The 16,325-nt window shown below is 69.1% G+C and carries 14 protein-coding genes; 6 read left to right on the top strand and 8 right to left on the bottom strand.

Going from position 1 to position 16,325, the window contains the following annotated elements; genetic code table 11:
* Positions 1 to 148: 148 nt before the first annotated feature.
* Both F6B43_RS13890 and F6B43_RS13895 read left to right on the top strand, forming a co-directional pair.
* Complete coding sequence (locus tag F6B43_RS13890) at positions 149 to 1,180, top strand: YqgE/AlgH family protein (protein ID WP_150449489.1); 1,032 nt, start codon at positions 149 to 151, stop codon at positions 1,178 to 1,180.
* Positions 1,177 to 2,328, top strand: a complete 1,152-nt coding sequence (locus tag F6B43_RS13895; RefSeq protein ID WP_150449490.1) for a hypothetical protein — start codon at positions 1,177 to 1,179, stop codon at positions 2,326 to 2,328. Before F6B43_RS13890 ends, F6B43_RS13895 begins: the two co-directional genes overlap by 4 nt.
* Here the strand turns inward: F6B43_RS13895 and F6B43_RS13900 are convergent.
* From F6B43_RS13900 to F6B43_RS13920, 5 genes are all read right to left on the bottom strand, one after another.
* Complete coding sequence (locus tag F6B43_RS13900; protein ID WP_150449491.1) at positions 2,315 to 2,989, bottom strand: TMEM175 family protein; 675 nt, start codon at positions 2,987 to 2,989, stop codon at positions 2,315 to 2,317. The genes F6B43_RS13895 and F6B43_RS13900 overlap by 14 nt on opposite strands.
* A gap of 2 nt (positions 2,990 to 2,991) precedes the next feature.
* Complete coding sequence (locus F6B43_RS13905; RefSeq protein ID WP_150449492.1) at positions 2,992 to 4,704, bottom strand: dipeptide ABC transporter ATP-binding protein; 1,713 nt, start codon at positions 4,702 to 4,704, stop codon at positions 2,992 to 2,994.
* Positions 4,701 to 5,798, bottom strand: coding sequence for an ABC transporter permease (locus tag F6B43_RS13910; protein WP_150449493.1), 1,098 nt, complete (start codon positions 5,796 to 5,798; stop codon positions 4,701 to 4,703). Before F6B43_RS13910 ends, F6B43_RS13905 begins: the two co-directional genes overlap by 4 nt.
* 1 nt (position 5,799) lies before the next feature.
* Positions 5,800 to 6,873 (bottom strand): ABC transporter permease, encoded by a 1,074-nt coding sequence (locus tag F6B43_RS13915; protein ID WP_150449494.1) that lies wholly within the window; start codon positions 6,871 to 6,873, stop codon positions 5,800 to 5,802.
* Positions 6,874 to 6,964: 91 nt separating this feature from the next.
* Positions 6,965 to 8,599, bottom strand: a complete 1,635-nt coding sequence (locus F6B43_RS13920) for an ABC transporter substrate-binding protein (protein ID WP_150449495.1) — start codon at positions 8,597 to 8,599, stop codon at positions 6,965 to 6,967.
* 266 nt (positions 8,600 to 8,865) lie between these two features.
* On the opposite strand from F6B43_RS13920, the gene F6B43_RS13925 reads away from it, so the two are divergent.
* From F6B43_RS13925 to F6B43_RS13940, 4 genes are read left to right on the top strand one after another with little or no spacing between them, the layout of a single operon-like run.
* The gene (locus F6B43_RS13925; RefSeq protein ID WP_150449496.1) at positions 8,866 to 9,846 is read left to right on the top strand and encodes an ABC transporter ATP-binding protein; all 981 of its coding nucleotides are present in this window, start codon (positions 8,866 to 8,868) and stop codon (positions 9,844 to 9,846) included.
* Positions 9,843 to 10,664, top strand: a complete 822-nt coding sequence (locus tag F6B43_RS13930; protein WP_150449497.1) for an ABC transporter permease — start codon at positions 9,843 to 9,845, stop codon at positions 10,662 to 10,664. The genes F6B43_RS13925 and F6B43_RS13930 overlap by 4 nt, the downstream gene beginning before the upstream one ends.
* A 50-nt stretch (positions 10,665 to 10,714) precedes the next feature.
* On the top strand, positions 10,715 to 11,893 hold the full coding sequence (locus F6B43_RS13935) for a sensor histidine kinase (RefSeq protein ID WP_150449498.1): 1,179 nt from the start codon (positions 10,715 to 10,717) through the stop codon (positions 11,891 to 11,893).
* Entirely contained in the window at positions 11,890 to 12,552 is a 663-nt protein-coding gene (locus tag F6B43_RS13940) for a response regulator transcription factor (protein ID WP_246159951.1), read from the top strand. Before F6B43_RS13935 ends, F6B43_RS13940 begins: the two co-directional genes overlap by 4 nt.
* A gap of 9 nt (positions 12,553 to 12,561) precedes the next feature.
* Here the strand turns inward: F6B43_RS13940 and F6B43_RS13945 are convergent, their stop codons facing one another.
* From F6B43_RS13945 to F6B43_RS13955, 3 genes are all read right to left on the bottom strand, one after another.
* Positions 12,562 to 12,960, bottom strand: coding sequence for a DUF779 domain-containing protein (locus tag F6B43_RS13945; protein WP_150449499.1), 399 nt, complete (start codon positions 12,958 to 12,960; stop codon positions 12,562 to 12,564).
* A 99-nt stretch (positions 12,961 to 13,059) separates the two neighbouring features.
* Positions 13,060 to 14,607, bottom strand: a complete 1,548-nt coding sequence (exaC, locus tag F6B43_RS13950; protein ID WP_150449500.1) for an acetaldehyde dehydrogenase ExaC — start codon at positions 14,605 to 14,607, stop codon at positions 13,060 to 13,062.
* A gap of 176 nt (positions 14,608 to 14,783) precedes the next feature.
* Positions 14,784 to 16,106, bottom strand: a complete 1,323-nt coding sequence (locus F6B43_RS13955) for a transcriptional regulator (protein WP_150449501.1) — start codon at positions 16,104 to 16,106, stop codon at positions 14,784 to 14,786.
* Positions 16,107 to 16,325 lie beyond the last annotated feature (219 nt).

A 16,325-nucleotide genomic window follows, 5' to 3' on the forward strand; every position in this document is an offset into this window, starting at 1 on the left:
TGCCCCCCGCCGTTCGTGCACAACGCAGGACCGCTCCGCCGTCGCGGGCCCGCGCAGCGGCGTGTCGGGCTCGATCGCCCGGGTTGATCCTGCGTTGTGCACGCGGGCCGAGGGTGAGGGAAGCGTTCGCCGGCAGTAGCGTGGCCCCATGGAATGGACCGATCAGGTCGGCCACGGCGACTGGATCCGCGCCCGACTCGACGCGGCGACCCCGACGATGCACAGCGTCGTGCCGCACGGATACCCCGCCTACGCCCGGGTCCTGCACAGGCCGCACGTCGTCCGGCTGCCGGGGAGACCCGTTCCGACGCAGGACGAATGGATGCGGATGCCGGAGGCCGAACGACAGCGACTGAGCGACGCGATGGTGTACGGCCCGACGACCTGGGCCGAGACGGCACGCGCTTTCGGCACCGTCGTCCATTCCGAGGCCCAATGGAACCGGCTGGTTCGCACCTCGGCCGGCGACTGGCAGCACGCCCTCGCCCCCGACGGCCGCGAGTTCGAGGCGCCGACGGCGGGTCAGCTCGACCCCGACCTCGTTGCGGCCGTGGCGAGGCACCTCGCCGCGCACACCACGACGCCGGACGATGTGTTCGTCACGATCTGGGAGGGATGGGGCGGGCTGACGGGCTTCTTCGGACAGAGTCCGGGTCGCACCTTCATGCAGCTCGCCGCGCACGACCAGACCGCTTCCGCGACACGGGCGGAGGACGCCGAGCGCCGGGCTGCCGACGCCGCCGTCTACGCCCAGCACAACGCGATGCTCGGGCGGAGCATCCATGACTCGTTCAATACTGTGCTGGGGCAGCCCACCTGGCAACCCGGCATCCTCTCCGACGAGATCTCACGGGGTGCGCGCCTTCGACTGCCCGCTCGCGACCACATCCTGTTCCACGGCCGTATCGACGAGCTGGCCGATCCGGAGTGGGCGGCGAGCGTGCCGTGGCGCGACCCCGAACGCGAGCGACTCGGGCTCGAGCCGGCGGCCGAGTCGCCGAGCCTCGTCTGGCCCGCCGACCGGGCATGGACCATGGTGACCGAGGTCGACTTCGACTCGACGATCGTGGGCGGGAGCGCCGAGCTCATCCGCGCGATCGTCGCCGACCCGCTGCTGGAAGCCCTGCGTCTGGAGGAGGGGGCGGATCTGAGCTGGGACGCCGACGGGATCAACCGATGAGCTCCGCGCAGCCGTCGGCCATGGGTTTCGACCCTCGCCCCCTGACCGACCCCGTCGATCGTGCCGCATCCCGCGCATACATCCGGCGACTGCGGGCAGAGGGCCGGGTACCGAGTCTCTTCTCGAACCTCGGCGGCGTGGGCGCCGTCGTCGTCGGCGGATTCATCGTGGTCGTCTTCGCCGGAGTCTTCTTGTCCATCGTGCTCGCCATGATCGACTCCTTCGTGAGCGGCGACGGGTTCCAGCCCCTCGGACTGGTGTTCCTGCTCTTCCCGGTCGTGATCCTGGCGGTCTTCGTCACGATCGCCGTGTCAGTCGTACGCCGCTTCTTCCAGGCGGACGACACCCGGTACCGACTCGACGCGTTCGCGCGCGCGAACGGGATGACCTTCATCCCGTCGATCGGCAATCCGCCGCTACCCGGCATGATCTTCGGGATCGGCGGTTCGCGCGTGGCGCGCGACGTCGTCCGCGCCGCACAGCCCCGGTTCGCCGAGTTCGGCAACTACCGCTACACGACCGGGTCGGGCAAGGACCGCACCACCCACGATTGGGGCTATGTCGCGATCCGGCTCGACACCCCGCTGCCCAACATCGTGCTGGACGCCGTGGGCAACAACGGACTCTTCGGGGCGTCGAACCTGCCGGCGAGCTTCGCCAAGCATCAGCGCCTGAGCCTCGAGGGCGACTTCGACACCTACTTCTCGCTGTATTGCCCCGAGGGCTACGAGCGCGACGCGCTCTACCTGTTCACGCCCGACATCATGGAGCGTTTCGTCGACAATGCCGCCGCGCTCGACGTCGAGATCGTCGACGACTGGCTCTTCCTCTACGGCCAGCGCTCCTTCTCGACCATCGATCCGCACACGTGGGCGTGGCTGTTCTCGGTGGTCGGCGCCCTGAACGACAAGTTCGCGCAGTGGGCGCGCTGGCGCGACGAGCGCCTGTCGAGCGAGACGGCCGGCGCGAGCAGGACGGATGCCGCGGCATCCGCCGTTCCGTTCGCTGCGCCGACGCGCGCCCTCACGCCGCCGCCCGGCGTCGCCCCGCAGGGCCGCCGGCTCACCCGCAGATTCCCGTGGGCCGGGGTCGTGGTGCTCGTCGCCTTCGCCGCGTTCTGGATCTTCACCCAGTTCAGCGGACGCTGACGGGCCTCCATCGCCCGACCAGCCGGTGGATCGGCACGCTGAGCAGCAGCAGGAACATCGCGTTGTAGCCGACGCCGGGCACGAGGATCGCGATGAGCATCGCCACCACGAAGAGCGCCGAGATCAGCACGTCGGCGATGATCCCCGACGTGAGCGCCTCGCGCGGGATGTCGTGCAGCTGCGGGTGCGCGCGCAGATAGAGACGAGTGCACATGAGGAGGATGCTCGTGAGTGCCATCGAGCCGATGTAGAGCACGTACTGCAGGGCGTCGCTCTTCATCTGTCCGGTCATCGCCGTGGCGACGGGGAGCCAGACGATCGTCAGCATCCAGGCGATCGTGAGCCAGAGGAGCGGCTCAGACACGCGCTCCACCCTCGCGAAGACGCGATGGTGAGTGGTCCAGAAGTTCGCGATGATCACGAAGCTGATGAGGAACGCGATGATCGAGCCGAAGTTGTCCTGAAGCCACTCGAGGGTGGTCAGATCCTGCTGCGCTGCCTCGCCCACCGAGTCCAGCAGCGGCAGGATGAGGAGCGTCATCGCGATCGCCACGACGGCGTCGGTGAACGCCTTCACCCGCTCGGAGGACGCGACGCGCGAGATCGCCGCATCCTCCCGGGCGATCGGGGAATCGCCCGGGCCGCCGACGGGGCCGGTCATCGTCACGCTCCCCGCGTCGTCCGCCAGAGTGCGCGGCGTGCCTCCTGCTCGACCGGGTCGGGCACCGGCAGCGAGGCCAGAAGCCGCCGGGTGTAGTCGTCCTGCGGGTTCGTGAGCACCTGCACGGTCGTTCCCTGCTCGCGCACCGTGCCGTTGCGCAGCACCACCACCCGGTCGGCCACCTCGTCGATGACGGCGAGATCGTGGCTGATGAACAGGCAGGCGAAGCCGAGGTCGCGCTGCAGATCGGCGAACAGCTGCAGCACTTTGGCCTGCACCGACACGTCCAGGGCGCTGGTCGGCTCATCGGCGATCAGGAGCTTCGGGTCGAGGGCGAGGGCCCGCGCGAGCGACGCGCGCTGCCGCTGCCCGCCGGACAGCTCGTGCGGGTAGCGGTCACCGAACGCGACCGGCAGGCGTACAGCATCCAGCAGCTCGTTCACGCGCTGACGCGCGGCGCGCGGACTGCCGGCGCGACCGTGGACGACCAGCGGCTCGGCGATGCACTCCGCGATCGTCAGCAGCGGGTTGAAGCTCGTCGCCGGATCTTGGAAGACGAAGCCGATGTCGGGCCGCAGCTTGGTGAGGTGGCGGGGCTTCGCCTTGCGCATCTCGGTGCCCAGCACGGTCAGCGACCCGTCGAGCACCTCTGTCAGCCCGACGATGGCGCGCCCGATGGTGGTCTTGCCCGAACCGGACTCGCCGACCAGGCCGAGCACCTCGCCCGGAGCGATCCAGAAGCTCACACCCTTGACGGCCACGACGCCCGCCGAACCGAAACGGCCGGGGTAGCCGATCTGCACGTCGGTGGCGACCACCAGGCTCCCCGCGGGGGGCGCAACCGGTGCCGGAGCCGCCGGATCCTGCAGCGCACTCTTGCCGCGACCGACGTGCGGGACCGCGGCCAGCAGCTCGCGCGTGTACTCCTCGCGCGGGTTCGCGAACAGCTCGCGCACCGGCGCCTGCTCGACGATCTCGCCGTGGTTCATGACGACCACCCGGTCGGCGAGGTCGGCGACGACGCCCATGTTGTGAGTGATGAGCACGATCGTCGCGCCGAACTCGTCGCGGCAGGTGCGCAGCAGGTCGAGGATCTCTGCCTGCACTGTGACATCGAGCGCCGTGGTGGGCTCGTCGGCGATGATCAGTCCGGCATCCAGCACGAGAGCCATCGCGATCACGACGCGCTGCTTCTGGCCGCCCGAGAACTGGTGCGGGTAGTCGTCGACGCGCTTCTCGGGGTCGGGGATGCCCACACGCCGCAGGATGTCGACGGCCTTCGCCTTCGCCTCGGACTTCGAGAGCTTCTCGTGCGCGTGCAGGCCCTCGGCGATCTGGAAGCCGACGGTGAACACAGGGTTCAGCGCGGTGGAGGGCTCCTGGAACACCATCGCGGCATCGCGCCCGCGCATCGCGCGGAGTTCGGATGCTGTCGCATGCACGATATCGGTCTCACCGCCGTCGCGGCCCCGCACGATGACCGCACCCGAGAGGGTCGCCGTCTCGGGCAGCAGGCCCAGCAGCGTGTTGGCGGTGACGGTCTTCCCGGAGCCGGACTCGCCGACGATCGCGAGCACCTCGCCCGCGCGCGCTTCGAGCGAGATGCCGGCGACGGCGACGACCGGGTCGCCGTCGGTCGCGAACTGCACGCGCAGGTCGTCGATGCGTGCGACGTTCTCGCCCGCTACGGCGACGCCGGTGGCGATGGGGGTCATGACGCACCTCCCGGTGTGGAAGTCGGGGATGGGCCGGACGTCGTGGGGGTGGCGTCGGTCACGGCATCCCTGTTCGAAGCCTTCGCCGACGTGGCCGACTTGGCCGACTTGGCCGACTTCGTCGACTTCGCCGCCGAGCGCCGGCGGCGCAGGCGCGGGTCGCTCAGGTCGTTGAGGCTCTCGCCGACGAGCGTGATGCCCAGCACCACGAGCACGATCGCGAGGCCCGGAGGGATGGCGGTCCACCAGATGCCGCTCGAGACATCGGCGACCGAGCGGTTCAAGTCGTAGCCCCACTCGGCGGCGGCGGTGGCCTCGATGCCGAACCCGAGGAAGCCGAGGCCGGCGAGGGTCAGCAGGGCCTCCGAGGCGTTCAGGGTGACCACCACGGGGAGCGAGCGGGTCGAGTTGCGCAGCACGTGACGGACGAGGATGCGGGCGGTCGGAACCCCGATCACGCGCGCGGATTCGACGAACGGCTCGGCCTTCACACGCACGACCTCGGCGCGGATCACCCGGAAGTACTGCGGGACGAACACGACAGTGATCGCGATCGCGGCCGACAGGATGCCGCCGAGAAGCGTCGACTGGCCCTTGCTGATCACGATCGACATGACGATCGCCAGGAGCAGGGACGGGAAGGCGTAGATCGCATCGCAGATGACGACGAGCACGCGATCGAGCCAGCCGCCGAAGTACCCGCTCACGAGCCCGAGGAAGATCCCGAGGAAGATCGAGAACGCCACCGCTGCGATGATCACGAGGATCGCCGTCTGCGCGCCCCAGATCGTGCGCGACAGCACGTCGAACCCGCTGACGGTCGTGCCCAGGAGGTTGATCGGGTTCGGGGGCTGCTGTGTTCCGAAGTCGACACCGTCGACGCTGCGCTGCGCGAAACCGTAGGGCGCGATCCACGGGGCGAAGATCGCCGTGATGATGAAGATCGCGGTGATGACGAGACCGGCGACGAGCATCCCGCGCTGGAGCCCGACGCTCATGCGCAGCTGCGAGATCACGGGGATGCGCTCGCGAAGCGGGACCTTGCGGGTCGTGAGCGCGCTCGCGGCGGTGTCGGTGGGTACGGCATCCGACATGTCAGTACCTCACTCTCGGGTCGATGAGCGCGGCTATGACGTCGACGACGAAGTTGGTGAGGGCCACGATCACCGCGATCATCACGACGATGCCCTGAACCGCGACGAAGTCGCGGGCCTTCAGGTAGTCGGACAGCATGAACCCGATGCCCTTCCACTCGAAAGCGCTCTCGGTGAGCACCGCCCCAGCCAGCAGGAGACCGATCTGCAGACCGATCACGGTGATGATCGGGATGAGCGCGGGGCGGTACGCGTGCGTCGTGACGAGGCGGAAGTTGCGGACGCCGCGTGAGCGGGCCGATGTGACGTACTGCGCATCGAGCGTGCTGATCACGTTCGTGCGGACGAGGCGGAGGAAGATGCCGGCCGTCAGCAGGCCGAGCGCGAGCCCGGGGAGAACGGCGTGCCACAGCACGTCGACGACCGCCGCAGGATCGCCGAGCCTGAGCGCATCGATGAGATAGATGCCGGTGGGGGCGTCGAGTCCCTGCAGCTTCAACTCCGTGCGCGTGGAGGCGCGACCGGCGACCGGCAGCGCGCCGAGCCATACCGAGAAGACGAGCTTGAGGAGCAGGGCGACGAAGAAGATGGGCGTCGCGTACGCGAGGATCGCGGTGACGCGGAGCACGGCATCCTGCCAGCGATCGCGACGGTAGGCGGCGATCAGACCGAACGGGATGCCGATGATGAAGGCCACGATGAGCGCGTAGAACGCCAGCTCGAGAGTGGCGCTGCCGTACGTCAAGAGGATCTCGGTGACCGGGCGGTTGTCGGTGATGGTGGTGCCGAAGTCGCCGCGCAGGATGCCGCCGAGGTATTCGAGGTACTGGACGATCAGCGGGCGGTCGTATCCGGCGGCATGGATGCGCTCCTGCAGCTGATCGGGAGGAAGGCGGCCGCCCTGGGCGGCAGTGATCGGGTCGCCCGTGAGACGCATCAGGATGAAGACGAGCGTCACCAGGATGAAGACGGTCGGGATGATGAGCAGCAGCCGGACGGCGATGTATCGCCAGAGACCGCCGCGGGTCGCGGTGACGGGTTTCGCGGAGACGGGATCGTCGATCGCAGTGACCATGGGGAGACCTTACTCAGCGGTGCGCGTACGGGGGCCGGTTCCGAATCGGAAACCGGCCCCCGCCGCGCGCTGCACTGCTTCGGTGGATCGCCTACTTGTGGAGCGGTGCGTAGCGGAACTTGAACGAGCCGTCGAGCACTGCGCCCTGGACGTCGGCACCGACGATGGCGACCTGCTTGCCCTGGAGGAGCGGCAGCGTCGACAGATCCGCGGCCACGAGGTCCTGGATCTTTCCGATCGTCGCCTCACGGGCCGCGGCGTCGGTCTGGGTCGCCTGCTCGGTGATCAGCTGCTGGACCTCGGCGTTGTCGTAGTGGTTCACGAGGAAGTTGTCCTTCGCGAAGAACGGCGACAGGTAGTTGTCGGCATCCGAGTAGTCCGGGAACCAGCCGAGCTGGTACTCCGGGTACGCGTCCGTCGTGCGGTCCTTCGAGTACGTGACCCACTCGGTCTGGGCGAGGTTGACGGTGAACAGGCCACCGGTCTCGAGCTGCGTCTTGATCGCCGCGTACTCGTCGGCAGACGACGGGCCGTAGTGGTCGCCGTTGTACTGCAGGTTGAGCACGACGGGAGTCGTGACGCCGGCGGCCGCGAGGGCTGCCTTCGCCTTGTCGAGGTCGGGTCCGCCGTTGCCGTCGCCGTAGAGGCCCTCGAGCGAAGTGTTCGCTCCCGTGAGGCCCTGAGGAACGTACGAGTAGAGGGGCGAGTAGGTGTCCTTGTACACGTCCTTGGCGATCGCGGCGCGGTCGACCAGGTCGGCAGCGGCCTGACGAACGGCCAGCGACTTGGCCGGGTCGGCCTCGGCGGTCGATGCGCCGAACGGCATCGTGTTGAAGTTGAACACGATGTAGCGGATCTCGCCGCCGGGGCCGTCGACGACCTTCACGTCCTTGTTGGTGGCGAGGTCGGCGATGTCGGTCGCGCTGAGGCTGCGGAACGCGGTGTCGATCGCACCGGTCGAGACGTCGAGCTTCAGGTTCGACGAGTCGGCGTAGTACTTGGCGGTGACCCCGGCGTTCTCGGCCGCGCCGAGGTTGCCCTGGTAGTCGGCGTAGGGCTTGTACGAGATGAGCTCGTTCACCTTGTACGAGTCGATCACGTACTGCCCGGCGAACGCGTTGCCCGCCACGATGTCGGCGTCGGGAGTGACCGCGTCGGCCGAGAAGACCTCTTCGTCGACGATGGGGGCTGCCGGGCTCGACAGGATCTGGGGCCAGACCTGGTCGTTGCCGTTCTTCAGCGTGAAGACGACTGTCGTGTCGTCGGGTGCGGCGACGCTGTCGAGGTTGCCGAGCAGCGACGACGGGCCGTTCGGGTCGGCGATCTTGACCTGGCGGTCGAACGAGAACTTCACGTCGGACGAGGTCAAGTCGTGGCCGTTGGCGAACTTGAGGCCGGACTTGAGCTTCACCGTGTACTCGGTGGGCGTGGTGAACTCGGCGGACTCGGCGATGTCGGGGGTGACGTCGGAGGTGCCGTACTTGCTGTTGAGCAGGAACGGGTACACCTGGTTCATGACGGCGAACGATCCGTTGTCGTACGAGCCGGCCGGGTCGATCGAGGTGATCTTGTCGGTGGTTCCGACGATGATCGGCTCGCCCGACGCGGCGCCGTCCGAGGAGGTGCCGCCGCCACCACCGGAACAGCCGGCGAGGAGGATGGCCGAGGCGCCGAGCGCCCCGATGGCGAGGCCGAGGCGGCCGCGCCCAGTGTGGTGCAGTGACATAGTGCTACCTCTACTGTGAAGGAGTCGGCGGCGACGGGAAGGCGCAGCCCTCCGGCTATCATTCACGCGCAGCCCACCCACACCAAACACATACACGATTCGTAACGAGACTGAAACTCTCGGAATGCTGTGTCGGATGCTCGGGCGCAGAGCACATCGCTCAGGATCGGCGCCTCCGGGCATCACGAATGACCATGACGAATGTCACGGCGAGGTCGTGACGCACGGGCGATGCCTTGCCGGCGGATCAGCGCCACCATGGGGTCATGCACACCACGCCCGCACCGCTCCAGAGCTCTTCCGACGCCGGTCGCCGCACGTCCGCGGTCGCGGCCTCCGGTCTCGTGAAGAGATTCGGGTCGTTCACCGCCGTGAACGGCATCGACCTCCACGTCGCACAAGGCGAGATCGTCGCCTTCCTCGGCCCCAACGGGGCGGGAAAGACCACGACGATCGACATGCTGCTGGGACTCTCGGCGCCCGACGACGGCACGGTCGAGGTCTTCGGCGAGTCGCCGCGCGCGGCGATCGCCCACGGCCTGGTGTCGGCCGTGCTCCAGACCGGAGGCCTGCTCAAAGACATCACGGTGCGCGAGACCCTCGATCTGACCGCGAGCCTGTTCGCCGACACCCGACCGGCGGCCGAGGTCATGGAGCGGGCGGGCATCACCGAGATCGCCGGCCGGCGGGTCGGCCTGTGCTCGGGGGGGCAGCAGCAGCGCCTGCGGTTCGCGATGGCCCTGCTGTCGGATCCCGGCCTGCTGATCCTGGACGAGCCGACGACCGGGATGGACGTCGAAGGGCGCCGCTCCTTCTGGAACGCGATCCGCGCCGACGCCGCGCGCGGCCGCACCGTGCTCTTCGCCACGCACTATCTCGAAGAGGCCGACGAGTACGCCGACCGCATCGTGCTGATGAGCCGCGGGCGGATCGTCGCCGACGGCACGACAGCATCCATCAAGAACCTCGTCTCGGGCCGCATCGTGCAGGCGAACCTCCCCGGTGCCGACCCTGTCGCGCTCGCGGCGCTGCCCGGTGTCGACCGGGTCGAGATCAAGGGTGACCGCGTCGTCATCCACACGAAGGACTCGGACGCACTGGTCCGTCACCTCCTCACCGAGACCCCGGCGCACGATCTGGAAGTGACCGCGCAGAACCTCGAGAGCGTCTTCCTCGCGCTGACGTCGGATGATCCGGCATCCGCGCCGCTCCCTGCATCCGCCACCACCGAAGGGAACCGGTCATGACCGCCGCAGCCGCCACCACCGCAGATCGCGTCACGCTGGATCGGCGGGTTCCGCCGCTCGGCGGATTCAACCTCACCTACCTCGGGATCGAGCTGAAGCGAAAGCTGCGCAACCGGCGCACGCTCATCTTCACGGTCCTGTTCCCCATCGTGATGTTCCTCATCATCGGCCTGCCCCTGAAGGATGAGCCGCTCACCGCGACCCCGATCGCGCAGGGCGGCCCTTCGGTGGGCGCCTACATCATGGTCTCGATGGCGATGTACGGCGCCATGATGTCGGCCACCCAGACCGGCGCCGCCGTCGCCGTCGAGCGCGCGCAGGGGTGGAGCCGGCAGTTGCGCCTGACTCCGCTCAACCCGTTCGTCAACGTCGTCATCAAGATGATCGCGGGCATGCTCATGGGTCTGCTCGCGGTGGTGGCGACCTTCGCGGCCGGAGCGATCTGCGGCATCCAGCTGTCGGCCGTGCAGTGGATCGCGACCGGTCTGGTGGGCTGGATCCTCGCCGGCGGGGTGTTCACCGCCCTCGGCCTGCTCGTCGGCTACCTGGTGCCCGGCGAGAACGCGGCGCAGATCACGAGCCTGGCGATCGTGCTGCTGGCCTTCATCGGCGGACTGTTCTACCCCGTGAGCGGGATGCCCGACTTCATGCAGACCATCGCCGCGTTCACACCGGTGTACGGCATCAGCCAGATCGCCCGCGCGCCCCTCACGGGTGAATCGGTGGACCTGCTCTGGATCGTCAACGCCGTCATCTGGCTCGCGATCTTCGTCGCCGGTACGGCGTGGGCCTTCCGCCGCGACACGAAACGGGTCTGACCGGTGGCCTCCCTCTCGCGGCGCAGACGCGCAGAACTAGGGTGAGGCTCATGGATGCTGGGCTGCGAGACCGTCACGACCGTGACGCCGGGCCGGACTGGCCCATACGCCCGCCGTCCGTCGCGACGACGCCGACGGACGGGTCGCTGCGCGACCTGCTGCTCTCGCGGGGTGCCGTCAGCTGGTACACCGGGGGCGGCATCGCCCTGATCTGGCTGATCAGCATCGCCCAGGAGGTCGTCGCCGCATCCGGCTCGGTCGCGTCGGCGGTGATCGGCGTGGTGCTGGTCGTTCTCTTCGGCGTCTCCTTCCTCATCGCTGCGCCGGTGTCGTGGTCGCTCCCCCGGCGGCACCGGCTGATCGTGTGCGCCGGGCTCCTCGCGCTTTCGTTCAGCCTCTTCCCCTGGATCGGGTGGGGGGTGTTCGGTACCTGGACATATGTCGGGGTGCTCGTGGGAATGAGCGTGCTCCGCTGGGCCGTGACCTGGCCGGTGATCCTCGGTCTCGGCGCAACGGCCCTCGTCGTGAGCGGGATGGTGGACGGCTGGACGGAAGACATTCTCTGGCTGCCCGCGATCATCGTCTCGATCTCGCTCATGATGGCCGCGTTCGCCCGCACGACGGCCGCGATGAACCAGCTGCGGGCGACGCAGTCCCAGCTCGAGATCCTGGCCGTCGAGCGGGAGCGCAACCGGGTGGGACGCGACCTCCACGACATCCTCGGGCACTCCCTCACCGTGATCACGGTCAAGGCCGAGCTCGCCGGGCGGCTCGTGGATGTCGACCCCGCACGGGCCCGCGCGGAGATCGGCGAGGTCGAGGGGCTGGCCCGCGGCGCCCTCGCCGACGTCCGGGCGACGGTGGCCGGGTTCCGCGGAGTGAACATCAGCGGCGAGCTGGCCGCGGCCCGTTCGGCGCTGGACGCGGCGGGCATCGACGCGGATACGCCAGCCTCGACCGACAGCATCCCGGCCCCGCATCGGGAACTGGCCGGCTGGGTCGTGCGCGAGGGTGTCACGAACGTGGTGCGCCACTCCCACGCGCAGCGCTGCCGCATCACACTGAGCCCCCGCGAGATCGAGATCGCCGACGACGGCGTCGGGCCGACCCGCGCCGCGGGGTCATCCACGGGGCTCGCCGGCCTCCGCGAGCGTGTCGAAGCCGCCGGCGCCCGCATGTCCGTGGGGCGCAGCGACCTCGGTGGCTTCAGCCTGCGCGTGACGCTGTGAGTGCGGGATCGGATGCGGCGGCCACCGCCGACGCAACCGCCGGGGCCGAGGCATCCATCCGGCTCCTCATCGCCGACGATCAGGCCCTCGTCCGCGGTGCGCTGTCTGCACTGCTGGGGCTCGAGCCCGACATCGACGTCGTCGCCGAGGTCGGGCGCGGCGACGAGGTGCGTGCGGCGGCGCTCGCAGCCCGCGCCGACGTCGCCATGCTCGACATCGAGATGCCCGGGATCGACGGCATCGCCGCGGCGGCCGAACTTCGCACCGCCGCTCCTGCGTGCCGGGTCATCATCGTGACGACGTTCGGCCGCCCCGGCTACCTCAAGCGGGCGATGCAGGCGGGCGCTTCGGGGTTCGTCGTGAAGGACACTCCGGCGGCAGAGCTCGCGGATGCCGTCCGCCGCGTGCATCGCGGGTTCCGCGTCGTCGATCCGACCCTGGCGGCCACCTCGCTCGCGCAGGGCGACTCGCCGCTCACCGAGCGGGAGACCGACGTGCTGGAGGCCGCGCGCACCGGCGGGTCGATCGCCGACATCGCGCGCATCCTCCACCTGTCCGAGGGCACGGTGCGCAATCACCTCTCGAGCGCGATCGGCAAGACCGCCGGGCGCAATCGCGCCGACGCCGCCCGCATCGCCGAGCAGAACGGCTGGCTCTAGGCGCCTCGGTCAGGCCTCCGGTCCGAGGCCGAAGTATTCGAGTTCGGCGTCGTTCAGCATCCGCGACCGGATGATGAACCGATGGCCCGTCGGGCCCTCCACCGAGAAGCCGGCCCCGCGGCCGGGCACCTCGTCGATCGTGATGTGCGTGTACTTCCAGTACTCGAACTGCGCCTCCGAGATGAAGACCTCGATCGGGTCGAGCCCGCGAACCTCCAGCGTGCCGAGGTGCACGTCGCTGGGCCCCGTGATGAACATGCCGACGGGGTAGCACATCGGGGCGCTGCCGTCGCAGCATCCGCCCGACTGATGGAACATGAGTGGTCCGTGCGTGACGGTGAGCTCGCGGAGGAGCTCGCCCGCGGCCTCCGTGACGTCCACACGCTGATAGATGCCGATCGAGACCATCGTCTCTCCTGTCTGTGCGTCTCGTCCCGCGTCCCTCGCTCGACGACCGCCGGGGTCGGTCGTCGAGCGAGGAGCGGGCAACGAGACGGAGCGGCCGGTTTAGAAGAAGCCCATCGGACCTTCGGCGTACGAGACCAGCAGATTCTTCGTCTGCTGGTAGTGGTCGAGCATCTTCAGGTGGTTCTCACGGCCGATCCCCGACTGCTTGTACCCGCCGAACGCCGCGTGCGCGGGGTATTGGTGGTACGTGTTCGTCCAGACCCGGCCGGCTTCGATCGCCCGACCTGCGCGGTACGCGGTGTTCATGTCGCGGCTCCACACGCCGGCGCCGAGACCGTACAGGGTGTCGTTCGCTGTCGCGATCGCGTCGTCGAAGTCGTCGAACGAGGTCACCGCGAGCACCGGGCCGAAGATCTCCTCCTGGAAGATCCGCATGTCGTTCGCGCCCTCGAAGATCGTCGGTTGCACGTAGTAGCCCTCGCTCAGGTCGCCGCCCAGGTCGACGCGCTCGCCGCCGATCAGCAGCTTGGCCCCACCCTGCTTGCCGATGTCGATGTAGCTCAGGATCTTCTCGAGCTGATCGTTCGAGGCCTGCGCGCCGATCATCGTCTCGGGGTCGAGCGGGTTTCCCTGCTTGATCGCCTTGACCCGCTCGATGCCGTCACCCAGCAGCTGGTCGTAGATCGACCGCTGGATGAGAGCACGCGACGGGCACGTGCACACCTCTCCGTTGTTCAGCGCGAAGAACGAGAACCCTTCGAGTGCCTTGTCGTAGAACGAGTCCCTGCTGCGCGCGACGTCTTCGAAGAACACGTTCGGGCTCTTGCCCCCGAGCTCGAGGGTCACCGGAATGAGGTTCTGCGACGCGTACTGCATGATGAGGCGACCCGTCGTGGTCTCGCCCGTGAAGGCGATCTTGCGGATCTTCTTGTGCGACGCCAGCGGAGCGCCCGCCTCGATGCCGAAGCCGTTGACGATGTTCAGGACGCCCGGGGGGATCAGGTCGCCGATGATGTCGATCAGGAACAGGATCGACGCCGGCGTCTGCTCGGCCGGCTTCAGCACGATGCAGTTGCCTGCGGCGAGCGCGGGCGCGAGCTTCCAGACCGCCATGAGGATCGGGAAGTTCCAGGGGATGATCTGCCCCACCACACCGAGCGGCTCGTGGAAGTGGTAGGCGACGGTGTCTTCATCGAGCTGCGAGATGCCGCCCTCCTGCGCACGCAGCACCCCCGCGAAGTACCGGAAGTGGTCGATCGCGAGGGGGATGTCGGCGGCCAGCGTCTCACGGACCGGCTTGCCGTTCTCCCAGGTCTCGGCGACGGCGATCTTCTCGAGGTTCTCCTCCATACGGTCGGCGATCCTCAGCAGGACGTTGCTGCGCTCGGTGGGGCTCGTCTTGCCCCACGTCGCGAACGCCTTCCATGCGACATCCACGGCGCGGTCGATGTCTTCGACGGTGCCGCGACCGACTTCGGTGAACGTCTTGCCGGTGACCGGCGACGGGTTCTCGAACCACTGGCCCTTCACGGGGTCGACGAACTCGCCCCCGATGTAGTGGCCGTAGCGCGGGCGGTAGTCCGCGACCGCGCCTCGGGTGTTGGGGGCGGCGTAGACGCTCGAGACGCCCTCTTCGACGATGGTCATGCTGTCTCCTTCGACGTGTCATGACGCGTGACTGGCGGTGTCACGCGGATGCTCGGACGCTACGCCGACGGACGTTGCATCCCGTTGCACCGCTCGTCCGCCCGGCGAGCGATGCCAGAGGGGGCGCCGCAGGGCTACGCCGCCCGCCGCCGTGGCCGGACGAGACGCTGGCGGCTCTAGGCCTCGAGACGCTCGATCCGGGCGACCAGACCCGCACGACGCGGGGAGCGCGGGGGGAGCATCTCGAGGCACAGGCGCAGGAGGTCGACGTCGTCGACGCCCTCCGCGGTGTCTGCGTACGCCACGAGGACGTCGATGCCGGCCTCGGCCATCAACGCTTCGCGGAGCGCCGTGCGCACCGTGTCCCGCAGCTGCTCCACCCCGGGGGCGACCGATTCCGGCAGCACCGGCCCGTGGTACGCGGCGAGCGCGACGCGATGGGCCCCTCGGTCGAGGAGCGAGATCACGTTGTGCGCATCGGTCTCGAGAGGAACCGGCAGCCGGTACGGGCGGGAAGACGGCACGAGCTGGGGCGCGACGCGCTCGAGGACCTTTCGCAGGCGCACGATCTCGGGGCGCAGCGTGTCGGCGGCCTGCGGCTGCCCGTAGACCAGCTCGCCGAGATCATCGGCTGAAAGCCCGTGCGGATGCGTCGCGAGCATCAGGAGGATCTCGGCGTGACGAGCGCTGAGCTCGATCACCGTCTCCGTGCCCTCGCGGTCCGCCACGAGCTGCGCACGGTCCCGCCCGAGCACCCGCAGGGTTGCCCTGGCGGCCGCGGGCCGGGCCGACGTGCGGCGTCGTGCGGGCCGTGCCTCGGACCGCGCCCTGAGCCGGGCGACGAGCAGCTCTCCCTCGATCGCCCGGGCTGTGGCATCCACCAGCAGTTGCGCCTGAGGCGTGACCGCCTCGATGCCTCCGGTCACGTCGATGACCCCGACGATGCGGCGCGTCTCGGGGTCGTGCACGGGGGCCGCGGTGCACGACCACGGAGCGACGAGCCGGTTGAAGTGTTCGGCGCCGCGGATCTGCACCGATCGATCGAGCGTCAGAGCGGTGCCGGGGGCGGATGTGCCCACCGCTGTCTCGGACCAGTTCGCGCCGGCGACGAATCCCATGTCGCCCGTCAGCGTGCGCACATGGCGGTCGCCCTCGACCCAGAGCAGGCGCCCGGCCGCGTCGCCGATCGCCACGACGACGCCCGACTCCTCGGCCTCGCCGGGCAGCAGCAGCGCTCGCACCATGTCCATCACTCCGGCGAGCGGGTGGGTGCGGCGGTATTCCTCGAGTTCGAGAATGCTCAGATCCAGCGGCGGAGGAGAATCTGCGCCCGCGAGGCTGGCCAGCGATCGGCGCCACGAATCCCGCACGAGAGGGCGCACATCCAGCAGCCGCTGATCCGCGGCGTTTCCCGCGATGAGCTCCTCGTGCGCGCGCTCGATCAGCAGACGCGAGGTCTCAGGAGACACGTCGCGTCGCTGCGACCATGGCGATGACACCCGGGCTCCGATCAAGGTCGGGGGATGTGTGGGTCCAGTGTAAGTCGGCGGCGGGCGAGAGGCTCGAGTATCTCGCCATCTGCAGGGAGCGATGGGACAGAAGTGGCCGAAGTGCGCCTAAGCGACCGCGCACGGGCCCACCTCCCTGCAGATGGCCGAACGGCCGGGCGGGCGGCGTCCGGGTGCCGGTGGCGGCCGGGCGGGCGGGCGGGCGGGCGG

It is taken from the genome of Microbacterium rhizomatis (genome assembly GCF_008710745.1).
Taxonomy (GTDB): domain Bacteria; phylum Actinomycetota; class Actinomycetes; order Actinomycetales; family Microbacteriaceae; genus Microbacterium; species Microbacterium rhizomatis.